General features: G+C 56.8%; 17 protein-coding genes and 1 other annotated feature. Of the genes, 12 read left to right on the forward strand and 5 right to left on the reverse strand.

Annotated features, from left to right (window positions below; all coding sequences use genetic code 11):
• The first annotated feature begins 276 nt into the window (after nucleotides 1-276).
• Entirely contained in the window at nucleotides 277-2,205 is a 1,929-nt protein-coding gene (gene sltY, locus ACUTQW_RS13885; RefSeq protein ID WP_006323521.1) for a murein transglycosylase, read from the forward strand.
• A 55-nt stretch (nucleotides 2,206-2,260) separates the two neighbouring features.
• Nucleotides 2,261-2,590 (forward strand): trp operon repressor, encoded by a 330-nt coding sequence (gene trpR / locus ACUTQW_RS13890; RefSeq protein ID WP_004949979.1) that lies wholly within the window; start codon nucleotides 2,261-2,263, stop codon nucleotides 2,588-2,590.
• A gap of 18 nt (nucleotides 2,591-2,608) precedes the next feature.
• Here trpR and yjjX read toward each other — a convergent pair whose 3' ends face one another.
• The gene (gene yjjX / locus ACUTQW_RS13895; RefSeq protein ID WP_006323529.1) at nucleotides 2,609-3,148 is read right to left on the reverse strand and encodes an inosine/xanthosine triphosphatase; all 540 of its coding nucleotides are present in this window, start codon (nucleotides 3,146-3,148) and stop codon (nucleotides 2,609-2,611) included.
• 111 nt (nucleotides 3,149-3,259) lie between these two features.
• Here yjjX and gpmB point away from each other — a divergent pair, with 111 nt between their 5' ends.
• On the forward strand, nucleotides 3,260-3,907 hold the full coding sequence (gene gpmB, locus ACUTQW_RS13900) for a 2,3-diphosphoglycerate-dependent phosphoglycerate mutase GpmB (protein ID WP_004949982.1): 648 nt from the start codon (nucleotides 3,260-3,262) through the stop codon (nucleotides 3,905-3,907).
• Here the strand turns inward: gpmB and robA are convergent.
• Complete coding sequence (gene robA / locus ACUTQW_RS13905) at nucleotides 3,904-4,773, reverse strand: MDR efflux pump AcrAB transcriptional activator RobA (RefSeq protein WP_006323531.1); 870 nt, start codon at nucleotides 4,771-4,773, stop codon at nucleotides 3,904-3,906. The two genes, gpmB and robA, sit on opposite strands and share 4 nt — an antisense overlap.
• A 343-nt stretch (nucleotides 4,774-5,116) precedes the next feature.
• On the opposite strand from robA, the gene creA reads away from it, so the two are divergent.
• On the forward strand, nucleotides 5,117-5,596 hold the full coding sequence (gene creA / locus ACUTQW_RS13910; protein ID WP_004949986.1) for a protein CreA: 480 nt from the start codon (nucleotides 5,117-5,119) through the stop codon (nucleotides 5,594-5,596).
• A 46-nt stretch (nucleotides 5,597-5,642) separates the two neighbouring features.
• On the opposite strand, the gene arcA is transcribed toward creA, so the two are convergent.
• The gene (arcA, locus tag ACUTQW_RS13915) at nucleotides 5,643-6,359 is read right to left on the reverse strand and encodes a two-component system response regulator ArcA (protein WP_004949989.1); all 717 of its coding nucleotides are present in this window, start codon (nucleotides 6,357-6,359) and stop codon (nucleotides 5,643-5,645) included.
• A 631-nt stretch (nucleotides 6,360-6,990) separates the two neighbouring features.
• Here arcA and ACUTQW_RS13920 point away from each other — a divergent pair.
• The 5 genes from ACUTQW_RS13920 to thrC all read left to right on the forward strand — a co-directional run bounded on the left by ACUTQW_RS13920 (nucleotide 6,991) and on the right by thrC (nucleotide 12,724).
• Nucleotides 6,991-7,677, forward strand: coding sequence for a tRNA/rRNA methyltransferase (locus ACUTQW_RS13920; RefSeq protein WP_006323532.1), 687 nt, complete (start codon nucleotides 6,991-6,993; stop codon nucleotides 7,675-7,677).
• 212 nt (nucleotides 7,678-7,889) lie between these two features.
• Nucleotides 7,890-7,958 carry a thr operon leader peptide gene (gene thrL / locus ACUTQW_RS13925; RefSeq protein WP_100220745.1) on the forward strand — a complete coding sequence of 23 codons (69 nt, stop codon included), beginning with the start codon at nucleotides 7,890-7,892 and terminating at the stop codon, nucleotides 7,956-7,958.
• Nucleotides 7,897-8,015 (forward strand) — a sequence feature (Thr leader region). (Overlaps the previous gene by 62 nt.)
• A 25-nt stretch (nucleotides 8,016-8,040) precedes the next feature.
• Nucleotides 8,041-10,500 carry a bifunctional aspartate kinase/homoserine dehydrogenase I gene (gene thrA / locus ACUTQW_RS13930; protein ID WP_006323533.1) on the forward strand — a complete coding sequence of 820 codons (2,460 nt, stop codon included), beginning with the start codon at nucleotides 8,041-8,043 and terminating at the stop codon, nucleotides 10,498-10,500.
• A gap of 1 nt (nucleotide 10,501) precedes the next feature.
• Nucleotides 10,502-11,431, forward strand: a complete 930-nt coding sequence (gene thrB, locus ACUTQW_RS13935) for a homoserine kinase (protein WP_004949998.1) — start codon at nucleotides 10,502-10,504, stop codon at nucleotides 11,429-11,431.
• A gap of 3 nt (nucleotides 11,432-11,434) precedes the next feature.
• Nucleotides 11,435-12,724: a threonine synthase gene (thrC, locus tag ACUTQW_RS13940; RefSeq protein ID WP_004949999.1), complete on the forward strand. Its 1,290-nt coding sequence runs from the start codon at nucleotides 11,435-11,437 to the stop codon at nucleotides 12,722-12,724.
• A gap of 57 nt (nucleotides 12,725-12,781) precedes the next feature.
• Here the strand turns inward: thrC and yaaA are convergent, their stop codons facing one another.
• Nucleotides 12,782-13,555 (reverse strand): peroxide stress protein YaaA, encoded by a 774-nt coding sequence (gene yaaA, locus ACUTQW_RS13945; RefSeq protein WP_006323534.1) that lies wholly within the window; start codon nucleotides 13,553-13,555, stop codon nucleotides 12,782-12,784.
• Nucleotides 13,556-13,649: 94 nt separating this feature from the next.
• Nucleotides 13,650-15,074: an alanine/glycine:cation symporter family protein gene (locus ACUTQW_RS13950; RefSeq protein WP_006323539.1), complete on the reverse strand. Its 1,425-nt coding sequence runs from the start codon at nucleotides 15,072-15,074 to the stop codon at nucleotides 13,650-13,652.
• A 381-nt stretch (nucleotides 15,075-15,455) separates the two neighbouring features.
• Between ACUTQW_RS13950 and tal the strand changes: the two genes are divergently transcribed.
• From tal to ACUTQW_RS13965, 3 genes are all read left to right on the forward strand, one after another.
• Entirely contained in the window at nucleotides 15,456-16,409 is a 954-nt protein-coding gene (gene tal, locus ACUTQW_RS13955; protein WP_004950006.1) for a transaldolase, read from the forward strand.
• Between the two features lie 139 nt (nucleotides 16,410-16,548).
• Nucleotides 16,549-17,136, forward strand: a complete 588-nt coding sequence (mog, locus tag ACUTQW_RS13960) for a molybdopterin adenylyltransferase (protein ID WP_004950007.1) — start codon at nucleotides 16,549-16,551, stop codon at nucleotides 17,134-17,136.
• 124 nt (nucleotides 17,137-17,260) lie between these two features.
• A complete protein-coding gene (locus ACUTQW_RS13965) occupies nucleotides 17,261-18,568 on the forward strand; it encodes an MFS transporter (protein WP_004950009.1) in 1,308 nt (435 codons plus the stop codon).
• Nucleotides 18,569-18,581 lie beyond the last annotated feature (13 nt).

An 18,581-nucleotide genomic window follows, 5' to 3' on the forward strand; every position in this document is an offset into this window, starting at 1 on the left:
TGCCTGTAGTTAATTTGTCAGCCAGGGTAAACGTTTTTTACCTGACGCCCCTCATGACGATAAACTTCTTCTTCTACAGTAGTGAATGGATAGGCGATTGCGCTGTCTATGATAGATGCCTGAGCTTATCGCTCCGCACACCTTTTTGCTCTGGCGTGTATTCCACTTCAGGGCGCGAAATACTCGAAGAACCGGTTTCTCCGGGCCTTGGCCGTTGGCGTAGCGCGGCAAGGGGGAGGGGGTTCTGGCAACACAACCAGCGAGGAAAGAGTAAGTATGGTCAAGGTAGACAAATGGCGGCTGTTGGCCGTGGGAGTGTGCCTGACGGCATTCTCGGGCGCGGCACTGGCGGACTCTCTCGACGCACAGCGTCAGCGTTACCTGCAAATCAAGCAGGCGTGGGACAGCAATCAGATGGATGTCGTGGCGCAACTTATGCCGACGCTGCGTGATTACCCGCTTTACCCTTATCTGGAATACCGCGAACTGACGCAGGATCTCAGCCAGGCCGGCTTCTCCGAGGTGAATGACTTTATCAAGCAGCACCCGACGCTGCCGCCCGCCAAGTCGCTGGCGCCTCGTTTTGTCAATGAACTGGCGCGCCGTGAGGACTGGCGCACTCTGCTGGCTTTCAGCCCGCAGGCCCCCAAACCTATAGCCGCACGCTGTAATTATTACTACGCCAAATGGGCCACCGGCGATCAGCAGGCAGCCTGGAGCGGCGCGGACGATCTCTGGATGAGCGGTAAAACGCTGCCGGGCACCTGCGACAAACTGTTCAACGTCTGGCAGGGGGCCGGCAAGCAAACGCCGCTGAATACCCTGGCGCGCATGAAGCTGGCGTTAAAAGAGGGCAACAGTGGCCTGGTTAACAGCCTTTACCGCCAGTTGCCGTCCGAATATCAGACCATGGGTGACGCGCTGGTACGTCTGCAGAACGATCCCGCCACCGTAGAGGCTTTCGCCCGCAGCGTTGGTCCGACTGACTTTACCCGGGCGGCGACCGGCATCGCTTTCGAGCGGCTGGCTCGTCAGGATGCGGAAAATGCCCGTGCGATGATCCCGAGTATCGCCCGCCTGCAGAAAATGAGCGACAGCGAGCGGTTGGGGCTGGAAGAAGCGGTGGCGTGGCGCCTGATGGGCAGCGATGCGACCTTCGAGCAGACCCAGTGGCGCGATAAGGTGATCCTGCGTAGCCAGTCTCCGACGCTGCTGGAACGCCGTGTGCGCATGGCGCTGGGCAGCGGCGATCGTCAGGGCGTGGCGACCTGGCTTGCGCGCCTGCCGGCAGAATCGCGCAATAAAGACGAATGGCGTTACTGGCGTGCGAGCATCTTGCTGGACGAAGGCAAACGCGGCGAGGGTGAAGAGATCCTGCGCAGCCTGATGAATGAACGTGGCTTCTACCCGATGGTGGCGGCGCAGAAACTGAATACGCCTTATCCGGTTATGGTGGCGGTGGCGGCCAAACCCCGCGCTTCGCTGGTGGACGGGCCGGAAATCGCCCGTGTACGAGAGTTGATGTACTGGAACATGGATAACCTGGCGCGCAGCGAGTGGAGTTCGTTCGTTGCCAGCCGCAGCCGGCCTGAACAGGAAGCGCTGGCGCGTTTCGCATTCGAGCAGAATTGGGCCGATCTCAGCGTGCAGGCAACCATCGTCGGCAAGCTGTGGGATCACCTCGAGGAGCGCTTCCCGGTGGCCTGGTCGCAAGAGTTCCGCAGCGCTACCGATGACAAGGGGATCACGCCGAGCTACGCCATGGCGATTGCCCGTCAGGAAAGCGCCTGGAACCCGAAAGCGCAGTCACCGGTGGGGGCCAGCGGCCTGATGCAGGTGATGCCGCGGACCGCGCAACATACCGTGCAAATGTACAATATTCCCGGCTACTCAAGCCCGAGCCAGCTGCTTGATCCGAAAACCAATATTACTATCGGTACCAGCTACCTGGAGTACGTTTACCAGCAGTTTGGCCGTAACCGCATCTTGTCGTCGGCGGCTTATAACGCCGGCCCATCGCGGGTGAATACCTGGTTGGGGAACAGCGAAGGGCGCGTCGATGCGGTGGCGTTTGTTGAAAGCATCCCGTTCTCGGAGACCCGTTCTTACGTGAAGAACGTGTTGGCTTACGACGCGTTTTACCGCTATTTGATGCACCGCCCGGCCAAAGTGTTGACCGATGCCGAATGGCAGAGACGTTATTGATTTTGACGGCGCTATGGTATGCTGCTGTACTAGTTAAATAGTATGGTGGCTTGCCATGACGCAATTATCGCTTAACGATCCGGCTCTTTCAGAACAAGGCAATGAGGATTGGCTGCGCTTTGTCGCGCTGCTGCAAAATTCGTTCGCTCAGGAGCTGCACCAGCCCTTGATGCAACTGTTGCTGACGCCGGATGAGCGCACGGCCTTAGGCACGCGGGTACGGATTATTCAGGAACTGATGCGCGGTGAGATGAGCCAACGGGAACTGAAGAACGAACTGGGGGCGGGAATTGCCACCATCACTCGCGGTTCGAACAGCCTGAAAGCGGCGACGCCGGCGTTGAAACAGTGGCTGGAGCAACAGTTGCTGGGCGATGCGCAGTAGCGCCGCGCCCGGCATGGGTTATTTATTCGGCGTGCCGTTGTGGCTTTGGTAGACAGGATTGTGAAATGGCACCAGCGCCAGCAGCAGGGCCTGATGATAAACGCTGGTGCGGCTCAATCGCCCATCGGTAAAGATGCCGATAGCGCCGCCCTGGCGCTTTACGTCGATATTGCCGGTGATGGCCGCCATCTCCGTGCCCAATTCGCGGCCGGCGCGAATTCCCTGTAAAATTATCTCCGGCAGCATCAGGCTGGCTGAGCGCGATTCGCCGCGAGTATGCGGGCTTTCCACCGTCATCCAGGCGAAGGTCATATTCTCTTCGATGCCTGCTTCCACGCCGACCCAAAAGTCGGCCTCCGGGCGAACCTGACGGGCTTCCATTACGCGCTGGCGTGCGCCGGTGCGGGTCTCGTGATTGCCTATCGGTTGCAGTGAGACGCCGCTGGCGACGTCGACAGATTCAATGCGACATTGGCCCGCGCCAAAGGTGTCATCAAAGGCCAACTGAATAGCCTTGATCTTTGCCGGGTTGGTAGTTGCAGCGACAACATGATACATAACGGGTTTGGCATCCTTAAGCTAAGAGCCTATTCACTGCGTCAGAGGCTTGCGTAAGCCGCTTCTGACGAAGATAAACTCAGGTTTCACGCAGTATAACGGAAAAGCAAAATGTTACAGGTATACCTCGTTCGCCACGGCGAAACGGAATGGAATGCGGCTCGCCGTATCCAGGGCCAGTCCGACAGCCCGTTAACCGCCAAGGGTGAACATCAGGCGCATCTGGTTGCCCGGCGTGTCAGCAAAGAGGGCATCACGCACGTTATCACCAGCGATCTGGGGCGTACCCGTCGCACCGCGCAAATCATCGCGGAAGCTTGCGGCTGCGAGGTGATTAACGATCCACGTTTGCGTGAACTGCATATGGGGGTGCTGGAAGAGCGCCTGATCGACAGCCTGACGCCGCAGGAAGAGCAGTGGCGCAAACAGATGGTCGATGGCACGGCTGAAGGCCGTATCCCTCAAGGTGAATCCATGAACGAGCTGGGCGAGCGGATGCGCGCCTCGCTGGAAAGTTGCCTGATGTTGCCTGAAGGCAGTAAACCGCTGATTGTCAGCCACGGCATTGCCCTGGGCTGCCTGATCAGCACCGTGCTCGGGTTGCCGGCCTATGCCGAGCGCCGCCTGCGTTTGCGTAACTGTTCGTTGTCGCGTGTTGATCATCAACAGAGCCCATGGTTGGCTTCCGGCTGGATCGTGGAAACGGCGGGCGATGTCACGCATCTGGACATGCCCGCGCTGGACGAACTGCAGCGTTAACGGCGGATCGGGATCAGGTAGTCGCAGTTGATCTCGGTCGGCGGTTGGGGTGGCCGACGGTCACCCTTGGGATAAAAGCGCTCGATGTCGTGCCCTTTACGGCGCGTCAGTTTGAGCGCCGGCAGGCAGGTGCCATACAGCGTCAGGATAAAGTCCTGCAAACCGGAAGCCGGTCCTTCATAGCTGAACATCGCATATTCACCGCCCTGCAACACCAGCGGCTGGCCTTCCTGAACTTTATCCGGCACGTGGTACGGTTCCAGCGCCGTGGTGTACAGCACTTCCTGTTCGTCGTCTTTTTCCTGGCTCGGGCGCGAATGGTGCAACCCGTAGAGTACCGGTGGCAGCGTCTCGGCTTCGCCCAGATATTGGCGCCAGAACTGTGAACGCAGCTCGGTACGGAAGTTGGAGATTTGCTCCAGCGTGCAAGAATAGCTTTGCGTCAGGCCAATCAGGTGCTGTTCCGGCAACGTGACGAATTCAGGCTGAGGCAGGGTGAAGGCACCCAGGCGGATTGGCGGACAGATGCCGAACGCGTTCCAGTCTTCGGCACGGCGATACAACGCCGGCGTTTGCGCAAACTGTTTTTTAAACGCGCGAGTGAAGGTCTGCTGCGAGTCGAAGCGATACTGCAAGGCGATATCCAAAATCGGTCGGCTGGTTAAACGCAGCGCCACCGCAGCTTTAGACAGTCTCCTTGCCCGGATATATGCGCCGATGGCGTTACCGGTAATATCTTTGAACATCCGTTGCAGATGCCATTTAGAGTAGCCCGCTTTTGCCGCCACGTTGTCCAGCGACAAGGGTTGGTCCAAATGGCTTTCCAGCCAGCTAAGCAGATCACGAATGATACCGGCTTGATCCATAGATCTTCCTCGTAGAGCTTTAGGGTAGGAACCCGAACTGTTTATTCATTACGCAGGTGCTTGCGCTATCAGACCAATCCATGAGCCATTTTGCGTAGCACTCTTTGCTTCTTGCAGCACGTTGCGCAAGAGTTGGACAGGGGCACACCTTAAACGGGCGCAAAGAAATAACGACGCCGCATAATAGCAATTTTTTTCCTCCGAGACTCTCAAAGATTTTTTTCACGCTCTGTGCTAGAAAGAGGAGTGCGGACCAGAAAAATCCCGATTCTGTGACCTAAGACATAAACAATATTGATCGCTGAGCCTGTTTTTCCAGGCGGTAGATCTTGGAGTTAAGTGAATGAAAAAAGGATGGATATTTTTGTTTGGTTTAGTTTGCGCAACGGTAAACAGCGCGCAGGCTGAACAAGTAGGTTCGGTCGATACGGTATTTAAACTCTTTGGTCCGGACCACAAAATTGTGGTGGAAGCGTTCGACGATCCGGATGTTAAAAATGTAACTTGTTATATCAGTCGGGCAAAAACCGGTGGTATCAAAGGCGGCCTGGGATTAGCGGAAGATACGGCGGATGCGGCTATTTCCTGTCAACAGGTGGGGCCGATTACCCTGAACGATAAAATCAAAAACGGCAAGGCGGAAGGGACGGTGGTGTTCCAGAAAAGGACGTCGCTGGTATTCAAAAAGCTGCAGGTGGTGCGTTTCTACGACGCTACCCGCAATGCGCTGATTTATCTGAGCTATTCAGACCGTGTGGTGGATGGTTCACCGAAAAATGCGCTGAGCGCGGTGCCTATCATCCCTTGGGGTGAGACGAAATAAAATCAGGGGTTCAAATGAACCCCTGATGTTTTTAACGCGGGAGAGATTACTCTTCCAGATCGCCGCAGAAACGGTAGCCTTCACCGTGAATGGTGGCGATGATTTCAGGCGTATCCGGCGTTGATTCGAAGTGCTTGCGAATGCGGCGAATGGTTACGTCTACGGTACGGTCGTGCGGTTTCAGCTCGCGGCCGGTCATTTTCTTCAGCAGCTCGCCACGGGATTGGATCTTGCCCGGGTTTTCGCAGAAGTGCAGCATGGCGCGGAATTCGCTGCGCGGCAGCTTGTACTGTTCGCCCGCCGGGCTGATCAGTGAGCGGCTATTGATGTCCAGCTCCCAACCGTTGAATTTATAGCTTTCTACCAGTCGACGTTCTTCGCCGACGCTGCCCAGGTTCATGGTGCGAGACAGCAGATTGCGTGCGCGAATGGTCAATTCACGCGGATTAAACGGCTTGGTGATGTAGTCATCAGCGCCGATTTCCAATCCGAGGATCTTATCCACTTCGTTATCGCGGCCGGTCAGGAACATCAGCGCGACGCTGGCCTGTTCGCGCAGTTCACGCGCCAGCAGCAGGCCGTTTTTGCCTGGCAGATTGATGTCCATGATAACCAGATTGATATCATTTTCAGACAGGATGTTGTGCATCTCTGCACCATCATTGGCTTCATGAACAACGTAGCCTTCCGCCTCGAAAATGCTCTTCAGGGTGTTACGAGTGACTAACTCGTCTTCGACAATCAGAATGTGCGGGGTCTGCATATTTGCTACCTAAAATTGCCAACAAAATAGAAAATAGGAAGTACAGAAGTCTTTGCTTTCTTAGACGAGGGCAGAGATAGCGCTCACGTTCCCTCTTACCAAATGACTAAAGTACGTAAACTCGTTCTTGATGCACTTTCCATCTAATGTCAACAAGATCGCTAGCTTGGTGGGGCGGTTATTGCTTACACCCCAAAGGTGCCAAAACGGCGGATATCCTAACCCTATTAACAGCAATATAACAGTGCGTGCCGAATTCATCACCCAACAAAACTACGCTTTGTTGACATATATCAAATTCAATTGTAGCACGTTAACAGTTTTGTGAAAAACACTTACAGAACTGCCAGCTTAAGTCACAGAACCACAAATTCTGTGTACGATTCAGCATTGTTGCGCTTAATAGGTTACAATTATGGGCTTATTGATAAGAACGCTATTTTAACGTATTGATTAATAAGAACAGTAAAACATAAGTGGCAATAATATCTATTCCACTCTATTTATCCGTTAAAAAACCTATTTATACATCTCTGTAGCAATTTTTGGGATTTTTGTTGCGCAGTTGTAAATATAATCAGACTATCCCGAACAGTCAAAAACTCGCGATTCCTCTTTCTGTGGAGTATTGATGCAGCTTCATATTGTTTTAGTGGCTCCGGCACGGCCGGAAAACGTCGGCGCCGCAGCGCGGGCAATGAAAACCATGGGATTCACCTCGTTGCGCATCGTCGACAGCGAAGCGCACCTGCAGCCGGCAGCGCGCTGGGTCGCTCATGGGGCGGGGGAGATCCTCGACGGCGTGCAGACTTTCGCCACCTTGGCTCAGGCGCTAGCGGACGTGGACTTCACCGTAGCCACCACGGCCCGCAGCCGTGCGCGTTTCCATTATTACTGTACGCCGCAGCAACTGTTGGGGCAATTGGGCGAGCGCAGCCAGTGGGTGAATCAGGCTGCCCTGGTATTTGGCCGCGAAGATTCCGGCCTGACCAATGAAGAGCTGGAACTGGCCGATCTGCTGACCGGCGTACCTATGCAGGCGGACTACCCTTCGCTGAATCTCGGCCAGGCGGTCATGGTGTATTGCTATCAACTGTCGGAACTGATGAACGTCAGTGCGCCGCAGGAGACGATGGCCAATGAAGGGCAGTTGCGGGCATTGCGTCAGCGCGCCGAAGGATTATTGGGCGCGTTGGGGGTCAGCGATGACCAAAAATTGCGCGATTGGCTGCACCAGCGGCTGGGCGTTCTGCCACAACGGGATACGGCGATGTTGCACAGGTTGCTGCATGACATCGAAAAAAAGCTCACAAAGTGATACCTGCAAGCTCTGGTCATTATGCAGTGTGATCCACTGCAAAACTGCCTTCAGGTTGTTTTTTTGTTCTGCCATTTGGCTTTTCTGCTATCGCATTGCTCACTCGCCAAGCGGGGCGGAAAAGGGGCAAAAACAAGAAATAATTTGACTTGGGAAAGCGATTGCTTTAACCAATAGAGGGGACAGAGTATTTAATGAGACAGACAGAAAAAATGCGAAACATCAGCCTGAATATCACAATTATTACCACCACCGAAACCACAGGTAACGGGGCGGGCTGACGCGTACAGGAAACAAAAGAAAAAAGCCCGCACCTAAACAGTGCGGGCTTTTTTTTCGGCTTAAATTCGGGAGAGATCAGAAATGCGAGTGCTGAAATTTGGCGGAACTTCGGTAGCGAATGCAGAACGTTTTCTGCGCGTTGCCGACATCATGGAAAGTAACGCACGTCAGGGACAGGTAGCCACGGTATTGTCCGCGCCTGCAAAGATCACCAACCACTTGGTGGCGATGATTGAAAAAACGGTGGCCGGGCAAGACATTCTGCCAAATATGAGCGATGCGGAGCGCATCTTCGCCGACCTGCTGAGCGGCCTGGCGCAGGCTCTGCCAGGTTTCGAATACGATCGCCTGAAGACCCTGGTCGATCAGGAGTTCGCCCAACTGAAGCAGGTGCTGCACGGCGTAGCGCTGCTGGGGCAATGCCCGGACAGCGTGAACGCGGCGATTATCTGCCGTGGCGAGAAGCTCTCCATCGCCATCATGGAAGGCGTATTCCGCGCCAAAGGTTTCCCGGTGACGGTGATCAACCCGGTAGAGAAACTGCTGGCGCAGGGGCATTATCTGGAGTCGACCGTAGATATCGCCGAATCCACGTTGCGCATCGCCGCCGCGGCTATCCCGGCGGATCACATCGTGCTGATGGCCGGTTTTACCGCCGGTAATGACAAGGGCGAGCTGGTGGTGTTGGGTCGTAACGGTTCCGATTACTCTGCCGCCGTACTGGCCGCTTGTCTGCGCGCCGACTGTTGCGAGATCTGGACCGACGTAGACGGCGTTTATACCTGCGACCCGCGCACCGTGCCGGACGCCAGGCTGCTGAAGTCGATGTCGTACCAGGAGGCGATGGAGCTTTCTTATTTCGGCGCCAGCGTGCTTCACCCCCGTACCATCACACCGATTGCCCAGTTCCAAATCCCTTGCCTGATCAAAAACACCTCCAATCCGCAGGCCCCCGGCACGCTGATCGGCGGTGAAAACGTGGATAGCGATACCCCGGTGAAGGGCATCACCAACCTGAACAACATGGCAATGATCAACGTCTCCGGCCCGGGGATGAAGGGCATGGTCGGCATGGCCGCTCGGGTGTTCGCCGTGATGTCGCGCACCGGTATTTCGGTCGTGCTGATTACCCAATCCTCTTCCGAATACAGCATCAGCTTCTGCGTGCCGCAGAGCGAGCTGCAGCGTGCGCGCCGTGCGCTGGAAGACGAATTCTATCTTGAGCTGAAAGACGGCTTGCTCGAGCCGCTGGACGTGATGGAGAAGCTGGCGATTATCTCTGTCGTGGGCGACGGCATGCGCACCTTGCGCGGCATCTCGGCCCGCTTCTTCTCCGCGCTGGCGCGCGCCAATATCAACATTGTCGCCATCGCCCAGGGCTCGTCGGAGCGTTCCATCTCGGTGGTGGTCAGCAACGATTCCGCCACCACCGGCGTTCGCGTCTGCCACCAGATGCTGTTCAATACCGATCAGGTGATTGAAGTGTTTGTCATCGGCGTCGGCGGCGTCGGCGGTGCCCTGATCGAGCAGATTTATCGCCAGCAGCCGTGGCTGAAGCAAAAGCATATCGATCTGCGCATCTGCGGTATCGCCAATTCCCGAGCCATGCTGACCAATGTGCACGGTATCGCTCTGGAGAGTTGGAAAGAGGAACTGGCCGCGGCTAAAGAACCGTTCAATCTGGGCCGCCTCATCCGTCTGGTGAAGGAGTATCACCTGCTGAACCCGGTGATTGTCGACTGTACCTCCAGCCAGGCGGTCGCCGACCAATACGCGGATTTCCTGGCCGATGGTTTCCACGTGGTGACGCCGAACAAGAAGGCCAACACCTCGTCGATGAACTACTATCAACAGCTGCGCACCGCCGCTGCCGGCTCACGCCGCAAGTTCCTGTACGACACCAACGTCGGCGCGGGTTTGCCGGTTATCGAGAACCTGCAAAATCTGCTGAATGCCGGCGACGAACTGACGCGTTTCTCCGGTATCCTGTCCGGTTCGCTGTCGTTTATTTTCGGCAAGCTGGACGAAGGCATGTCGCTGTCGGCGGCGACCCTGGAGGCCAAGGCCAAAGGGTTCACCGAGCCGGATCCGCGTGACGATCTTTCCGGCATGGACGTGGCCCGCAAGCTGCTGATCCTGGCCCGCGAGGCGGGTTACAAGCTGGAACTGGGGGACATTGAGGTCGAGTCGGCGCTGCCGCCGTCCTTTGACGCTTCCGGTGATGTGGAAACCTTCCTGGCGCGCTTGCCGGAGTTGGATAAGGAATACGCGCGCAACGTGGCTAACGCCGCCGAGCAGGGCAAGGTGTTGCGCTACGTCGGCGTGATCGAAGATGGCCGCTGTCAGGTGCGCATTGATGCGGTAGACGGCAACGATCCGTTGTATAAAGTGAAGAACGGTGAGAATGCCCTGGCCTTCTACAGCCGTTACTATCAGCCATTACCTTTGGTGTTGCGCGGCTACGGCGCCGGTAATGATGTGACTGCGGCGGGGGTATTTGCCGACCTGTTGCGCACACTGTCATGGAAGTTGGGAGTTTAATATGGTTAAGGTGTATGCACCGGCCTCAATTGGCAACGTCAGCGTCGGCTTCGACGTTCTGGGTGCAGCGGTGTCTCCGATCGACGGCACCCTGTTGGGCGATTGCGTCAGCGTGGAAGCCGCCGAAACGTTCAGCCTGCAAAACGCCGGCCGCTTCGTCAGTAAACTGCCTGACGATCCGAAAGAAAATATCGTCTACCAGTGCTGGGAGCGTTTCTGCCAGGAGATAGGCCGGCAGATCCCGGTGGCGATGCGGCTGGAGAAAAACATGCCGATCGGTTCCGGGCTGGGCTCCAGCGCCTGTTCGGTGGTCGCCGGATTGATGGCGATGAATGAATTCTGCAATCGTCCGCTGGACAAAATGACGCTGCTTGGCCTGATGGGCGAGCTGGAAGGCCGCATCTCCGGCAGTGTGCATTACGACAACGTGGCGCCATGCTACCTGGGCGGCCTGCAGCTGATGTTGGAAGAAGAGGGGTTCATCAGCCAGGAAGTACCCTGCTTTAAAGACTGGTTGTGGGTGATGGCCTACCCGGGCATCAAGGTGTCCACCGCCGAAGCGCGCGCTATCCTGCCCGCGCAGTACCGCCGTCAGGACTGCATCAGCCATGGTCGCTATCTGGCGGGCTTTATCCATGCCTGCCATACCCAGCAGCCGCGTCTGGCAGCCAAATTGATGCAGGACGTGATTGCCGAGCCGTACCGTACCCGCCTGCTGCCGGGCTTTGCCGACGCGCGCAAGGCCGCGCAGGACATCGGCGCTCTGGCTTGCGGCATCTCCGGCTCCGGCCCGACGCTGTTCGCCGTCTGTGACGATGGCGCCACCGCACAACGCATGGCCGACTGGCTGACCAATCACTATCTGCAAAACGACGAAGGTTTTGTTCATATTTGCCGTCTGGATACCGCAGGCGCACGACTACTGGGATAACGCATGAAACTGTACAACCTTAAGGATCACAACGAGCAGGTCAGCTTCGCACAGGCGATCAAACAGGGCCTGGGCAAACAGCAAGGGCTGTTTTTCCCGCTGGATCTGCCGGAGTTCGAACTGACCGAAATCGATCACCTGCTGGAGCAGGACTTTGTCACCCGCAGCACCCGCATCCTGTCGGCGTTTATCGGCGATGAAGTGTCGGAAGAGGCGCTGCATAAGCGCGTGGCGGCGGCGTTTGAATTCCCGGCGCCGGTTGCGCCAGTAGAAGACGACATTGCCTGTCTGGAGCTGTTCCACGGCCCGACGCTGGCATTCAAAGACTTCGGTGGCCGCTTTATGGCACAGATGCTGGCGGAAGTGGCGGGCGATCAGCCGGTGACTATCCTGACGGCGACCTCCGGCGATACCGGCGCCGCCGTGGCGCACGCTTTCTACGGCCTGAAGAACGTCCGCGTGGTCATCTTGTATCCGCAGGGCAAAATCAGCCCGCTGCAGGAAAAACTGTTCTGCACCCTGGGCGGCAATATCCACACCGTGGCGATCGACGGTGACTTCGATGCTTGCCAGGCGCTGGTGAAACAGGCTTTTGACGATCAGGAGCTGAAAGAGGCGCTGCACCTGAACTCGGCAAACTCCATCAATATCAGCCGCCTGCTGGCGCAGATTTGCTACTACTTCGAAGCGGTGGCGCAATTGCCGCAGGAAGCGCGCAATCAACTGGTGATCTCGGTGCCAAGCGGCAACTTCGGCGATCTGACCGCCGGTCTGCTGGCCAAGTCGCTGGGCCTGCCGGTGAAGCGTTTTATCGCTGCCACCAATGCCAACGACACCGTGCCGCGCTTCCTGACCAACGGTCAGTGGCAGCCGCACGCTACGGTCGCGACGCTGTCGAATGCGATGGACGTCAGCCAGCCGAACAACTGGCCGCGGGTGGAAGAGCTGTTCCGCCGTAAAATCTGGCAGTTGAAAGATCTGGGCCACGCTACGGTGAGCGATGAAACCACCAGGGACACCATGCGGGAACTGGCGCAATTGGGGTATCTCTCAGAACCGCATGCCGCGATCGCTTACCGCGCTCTGCGCGATCAACTGCGGGAAGGGGAGTTTGGTTTGTTCCTCGGCACCGCGCATCCGGCCAAGTTCAAAGAGAGCGTAGAAGAGATCCTCGGCCAGGAGCTGCCGCTGCCGAAGGCGCTGGCGCTGCGTGCCGATTTGCCGCTGCTGTCCCACAGCCTGCCGGCCGGTTTCGCCGAGTTGCGTAAATTCCTGATGGCTCTGCCGGCCTGAAACCGCCCAGCCTAAAAACGAAAGCCGTCATTGCGACGGCTTTTTTTTGCGTTCTTTTTACTGTTCGGGGCGTTTGAACACCAGTTCATTGCCCTGGGAACCGGCTTCGTCAAAGACATAGCCTTCCAGGTTGAAATCCACCAATTGCTCGCGCTGCGTCAGGCGATTTTTGATGATAAAGCGGCTCATCAACCCACGCGCTTTTTTGGCGTAGAAACTGATCACCTTATATTTGCCGTTCTTCTCGTCGAGAAATACCGGTTTGATTAGCGTGCCGTGCAGTTTGGCCGGTTTCACCGACTTGAAGTACTCGTCGGAAGCCAGATTGACCACCACGTCGTCACCCTGTTGTTCCAGCGCATCGTTCAACTTTTTGGTGATCTGCTCGCCCCAGAAACTGTACAAGTCCTTGCCCTTGGGATTCTCCAGCCTGATGCCCATCTCCAGCCGGTAAGGCATCATCAGATCGAGCGGGCGCAGCACGCCATATAAGCCAGACAGCATCCGCAGGTGCTGCTGGGCGAAATCAAAGTCCTCTTCGCTGAAGTCCTGCGCCTGCAGGCCGGTATACACATCGCCTTTAAAAGCCAATAACGCCTGGCGGGCGGTGTCTGGGGTGAATTTAGGCTGCCAGTCGCTGAAGCGAGCGGCATTCAGGCCGGCCAGTTTATCGCTGATGCCCATCAGGCTGGAGATTTGCGCCGGCGTCAGCTCGCGGCAGATTTTGATCAGTTGCTTCGACTTGTCCAGCAATTCGGGCTGCGTGAAGCGTTCTGTCGCCAGCGGGCTTTCGTAATCAAGGGTTTTTGCAGGTGAAATAATAACGAGCATGGCCAGATCCTGTTTATCCAAGAGCGGATACTGTAGCAAAAAGCGCGAGAAAAAGGGGCAATGGGTCTGATAGGCGAGACGCGCCCGTAAAAGGTTAACCTTTATCCCACACGCCCGGTTCAAGCTGGGATTTCAGCTCGGGGAAACGCTTCACGTCGAAAGTGGGCAATTGCCCCAGCTTGCGCTGGCGGTGGTAGTCGTTGGCCAGCCTCAGCGCCACGCGCGACAGCAGCAGGATCGCCGTCAGGTTGGTGATCGCCATCAGCGCCATCGAGGTGTCGGCCATTTTCCATACCACCGGCAGTTCGGCCAGCGCGCCAAACATCACCATGCCCAGTGCCGCGCAGCGGAAAATCGTCAACCCGGCCGGGTGGTTATGCTCAAGGAACACCAGATTGCTCTCGGCGTAGGCATAGTTGGCAATGATCGAGGTGAAAGCGAAAAAGAAAATGGCGATGGCGACAAACGGCGCGCCCCAACTGCCGACGGCGGAGGACAGCGCCCGTTGGGTCATATCGATGCCGCTGACGCTGGATACCGGCTGATCCAGCACCCCGGACGAGAGAATTATCGCGGCGGTGGCGCTGCAGATAACGACAGTATCGATGAAGACCCCGAACATCTGCACATAGCCCTGCGAGGCGGGATGCGGCGGGTAAGGTGACGCGGAGGCCGCCGCATTGGGCGCGGAGCCCATACCGGCCTCATTGGAGAACAGACCGCGCTGAACGCCCTGGGCCATCGCTTGCGAAATGCCATAGCCGACGGCACCGGCCGCCGCTTCCTGCAGCCCGAAGGCACTCTTGAGCACCAGCGTTAGGATCGTCGACATCTGCTCAATATTGTGGCCAATGACCCAGAAAGCCAGCAGCAGATAAGCGCCGGCCATCAGCGGCACCACCCGTTCGGCCACGCGCGCGACGGAACGGATGCCACCGAAGATCACGATGCCGCTCAGCAACACCAGGCCGATCCCCACGTGCAGCGGCTTCACGTTGAAAGCGACAGCGGAAGCCCGGGCGATGGAGTTGGCCTGGACGGCATTAAACACCAAGCCGAAGGCGATGATCAGGAAAAGGGAGAACAGCACGCCCATCCAGCGCATGCCCAGGCCCTTTTCCATATAGTAGGCCGGGCCACCGCGGTAGTTGCCCTGATCGTCTTTGGTTTTGTAGAGCTGGGCGAGACTGCTTTCGACGAACGAGGTGGACATGCCGATAAACGCCACCACCCACATCCAGAAGATCGCCCCCGGGCCGCCGGCAGTGAGGGCTATCGCCACGCCGGTCAGGTTACCGGTTCCGACGCGTGCCGCCAGGGTGGTACACAGCGCCTGAAAAGAGGAGATGCCTGCGCTGTCGCTTTTGTTGCTGTGCTTCAGCACCGAGAACATGTGGCTGAAATGGCGGACCTGAATAAAGCGGGTGCGCAGGGTGAAATAAATGCCCGTACCCAGCAGCAAATAAATCAGTACCGAATCCCACAAAACAGTGTTTATAAAATCTATCAGGTCCGTCACGGATCCCTCCTTGATGAAATTTACCGCACACCGCGCAGCATCCACCGCGGGTGAAAATACATTGAGTCAGTTTTTACAATAGCTTAGCTGAAATCAGCCGGGTTCAGATGAATTGAGATTTGTCTCAAGGCTCAGGATCTCTCGCCTCATTGGGCGAGAATTTAACATAATTCATTTCATCGATAGCACGTTATTGCCTTTTCATTAGCTCGGGAATGACGAAAGATATCTGCGTAAACGGTTGCTCGCCCAAGGAAAAAATCAACGCCGTCTGGCCGCGATTTTCCAGCCTTGCACCGGGCCTTGCGCATGTTATTATCAGGGCAGGGCATGGTTGAACGATGCCAAAAGTTCATGCACAAACGATGAGATAATGCCAACATGACCGATAAATTAACTTCCCTGCGCCAGCTCACTACTGTGGTTGCGGACACGGGCGATATCGCGGCAATGAAGCTGTATCAACCGCAAGACGCCACAACCAATCCTTCGCTGATCCTCAATGCAGCTCAAATTCCTGAATACCGTAAACTGATTGACGAAGCCATTGCCTGGGCGCGCGAGCAGAGCAGCGATCGCGAACAGCAGATCGCCGATGCCGCCGACAAGCTGGCCGTCAACATTGGTCTGGAAATCCTTAAACTGGTTCCGGGCCGCATCTCCACGGAAGTGGACGCACGCCTGTCCTACGACACCGTCGCCAGCGTTGCCAAGGCCAAGCGCCTGATCAAACTGTACAACGATGCCGGCATCAGCAACGATCGCATCCTGATCAAACTGGCTTCTACCTGGCAGGGCATCCGCGCAGCGGAGCAGCTGGAAAAAGAAGGCATCAACTGTAACCTGACGCTGCTGTTCTCCTTCGCTCAGGCGCGCGCCTGCGCTGAAGCCGGCGTGTTCCTGATTTCTCCGTTCGTTGGCCGTATCCTCGACTGGTACAAAGCCAATGGCGACAAGAAAGAGTTCGCGCCAAACGAAGATCCGGGCGTGGTTTCCGTTACCGAGATCTACCAGTATTACAAAGAGCACGGTTACAACACCGTGGTGATGGGCGCCAGCTTCCGTAACGTGGGTGAAATCATCGAACTGGCCGGCTGTGACCGTCTGACCATCGCCCCTGCGCTGCTGAAAGAACTGGCAGAGAGCGAAGGCGCACTGGAACGTAAACTGGCTTATACCGGTGAAGTAAAAGCGCGCCCTGCTGCGCTGACCGAGCCTGAGTTCTACTGGCAGCACAACCAGGATCCAATGGCGGTTGAGAAACTGACCGACGGTATCCGCAAGTTTGCCGTAGACCAGGGCAAGCTGGAAAAAATGATCGCCGATCTGCTGTAATTACCGCAATCAGCGCGAAAAAGGTGGCTCAGGCCGCCTTTTTTTATGCTCGCCGCGCCCGGCGGTGGGCCAGACACTTTATACTCTCAGGATTAATAACAGGATGGGAAGTGAACCCATCAGGCTGTAGAGGTTACGCATGGACATATTACGTATTGGTTTGGTTTCTGTTTCCGACCGCGCTTCCGGCGGTGTTTACCAGGATAAGGGCATTCCGGCATTGGAAGAGTGGCTGACCGCCGCACTCGTCTCGCCCTTTAAACTGGAAACCCGTCTGATCCCCGATGAGCAGACGCTTATCGAACAGACTCTGTGCGAGCTGGTGGATGAAATGGGCTGCCACCTGGTGCTGACCACCGGCGGTACCGGCCCGGCACGGCGCGATGTGACGCCTGACGCCACCCTGGCGATAGCCGATCGCGTGATGCCCGGCTTCGGCGAGCAAATGCGCCAAATCAGCCTACACTATGTGCCAACGGCAATTCTTTCACGCCAGGTCGGGGCGATCCGCAAACAGGCGTTGATCATCAACCTGCCGGGGCAGCCGAAGTCGATCAAGGAAACGCTGGAAGGGGTGAAGGATGAGCAGGGCAAGACGGTGGTGCACGGCATTTTCGCCAGCGTGCCTTATTGCATCCAATTGCTCGAAGGGCCTTATGTGGAAACGCAGGCGGCGGTGGTAGCAGCATTTCGCCCGAAGAACGCACGCCGCGAGATAAACCTCTAAATTTCAGCGATCTGTGAGATTAGCTTCAGTCCGTCTGGTGTGAAAATAATTTGCCGCTATAGTAAGAATTCGTTTACAGAAAGCCTGCGGCTTTTATTTCTACAGCCTTTTCCGACGGTACCCTATGCCTCACGACAATAATCGCCGGTTAAACCGGCAAGACTACAAAACTCTGACGTTGGCTGCCCTCGGCGGTGCGTTGGAGTTTTATGACTTCATCATTTTCGTCTTCTTTGCCGCGGTGATGGGCGAGCTGTTTTTCCCGGCGGACATGCCGGAATGGCTGCGACAGGTGCAGACCTTCGGTATCTTCGCCGCCGGTTATCTGGCCCGGCCGCTGGGCGGCATCGTGATGGCGCATTTCGGCGATCGGGTTGGTCGCAAAAAAATGTTCAGCCTGAGCATTCTGTTGATGGCGTTACCGACGCTGGCGATGGGCCTGTTGCCCACTTACGCCAATATCGGCATTGCCGCACCGTTGTTACTGTTGTTGATGCGCGTGTTGCAAGGGGCGGCGATTGGCGGTGAAGTGCCGGGCGCCTGGGTATTTGTCGCCGAGCATGTGCCGCGCCGCCGTATCGGCTTCGCCTGTGGCACATTGACCGCCGGCCTGACCGTCGGCATCCTTCTGGGGTCGCTGGTCGCGACGGTGATCAACACCACCTTGAGCCAACAGACCATTCTCGACGGCGGCTGGCGTATCCCGTTCTTGCTTGGTGGCATCTTCGGGCTGGTGGCGATGTATTTGCGCCGCTGGCTGCAGGAAACGCCCATCTTCATCGAGATGCAGGCGCGCAAAGCGCTGGCCAAGGAGCTGCCGCTAAAATCCGTAGTGCTTAATCATCGCAAGGAAGTGGCGGTGTCTATGCTGCTCACCTGGTTGCTGTCCGCGGGTATCGTGGTGGTCATTCTGATGACGCCAACCTACCTGCAAAAACAGTTTGGCATCGCCCCGGCGCTGTCGCTGCAGGCCAACAGCATCGCCACCATTATGCTGATTGCCGGCTGCATTGCCGCCGGGCTGTCGGCGGATCGCTTTGGCGCCAGCAAAACCTTTATCGTCGGCAGTTTATTGCTGGCCGGTTGCAGCTGGCTGTTCTATCAGACGGTGGGCGTGCACCCGGAAATGCTGTTTGCTTGCTATGCCCTGGTAGGCTTCAGCGTGGGGGTAGTGGGTGCGGTGCCTTACGTGATGGTGCGGGCCTTCCCGGCAGAAGTACGGTTTACCGGGATTTCGTTCTCATACAATGTCGCATACGCTATTTTTGGTGGTTTAACCCCAATATTTGTCACGTTGATCATGAAGTTAACCCCGTTAGCCCCCGCTTACTACGTGCTGGCGTTGTCCGGTATCGGGCTGCTGCTGGGCATCTATCTGCACCGCGATTTAAACAGCGAAACCAAGGTGCAACGCGCCGGTTCCTACAGCTAAAAAAAAACCCTGC

It is taken from the genome of Serratia sp. TSA_7 (assembly GCF_052692135.1).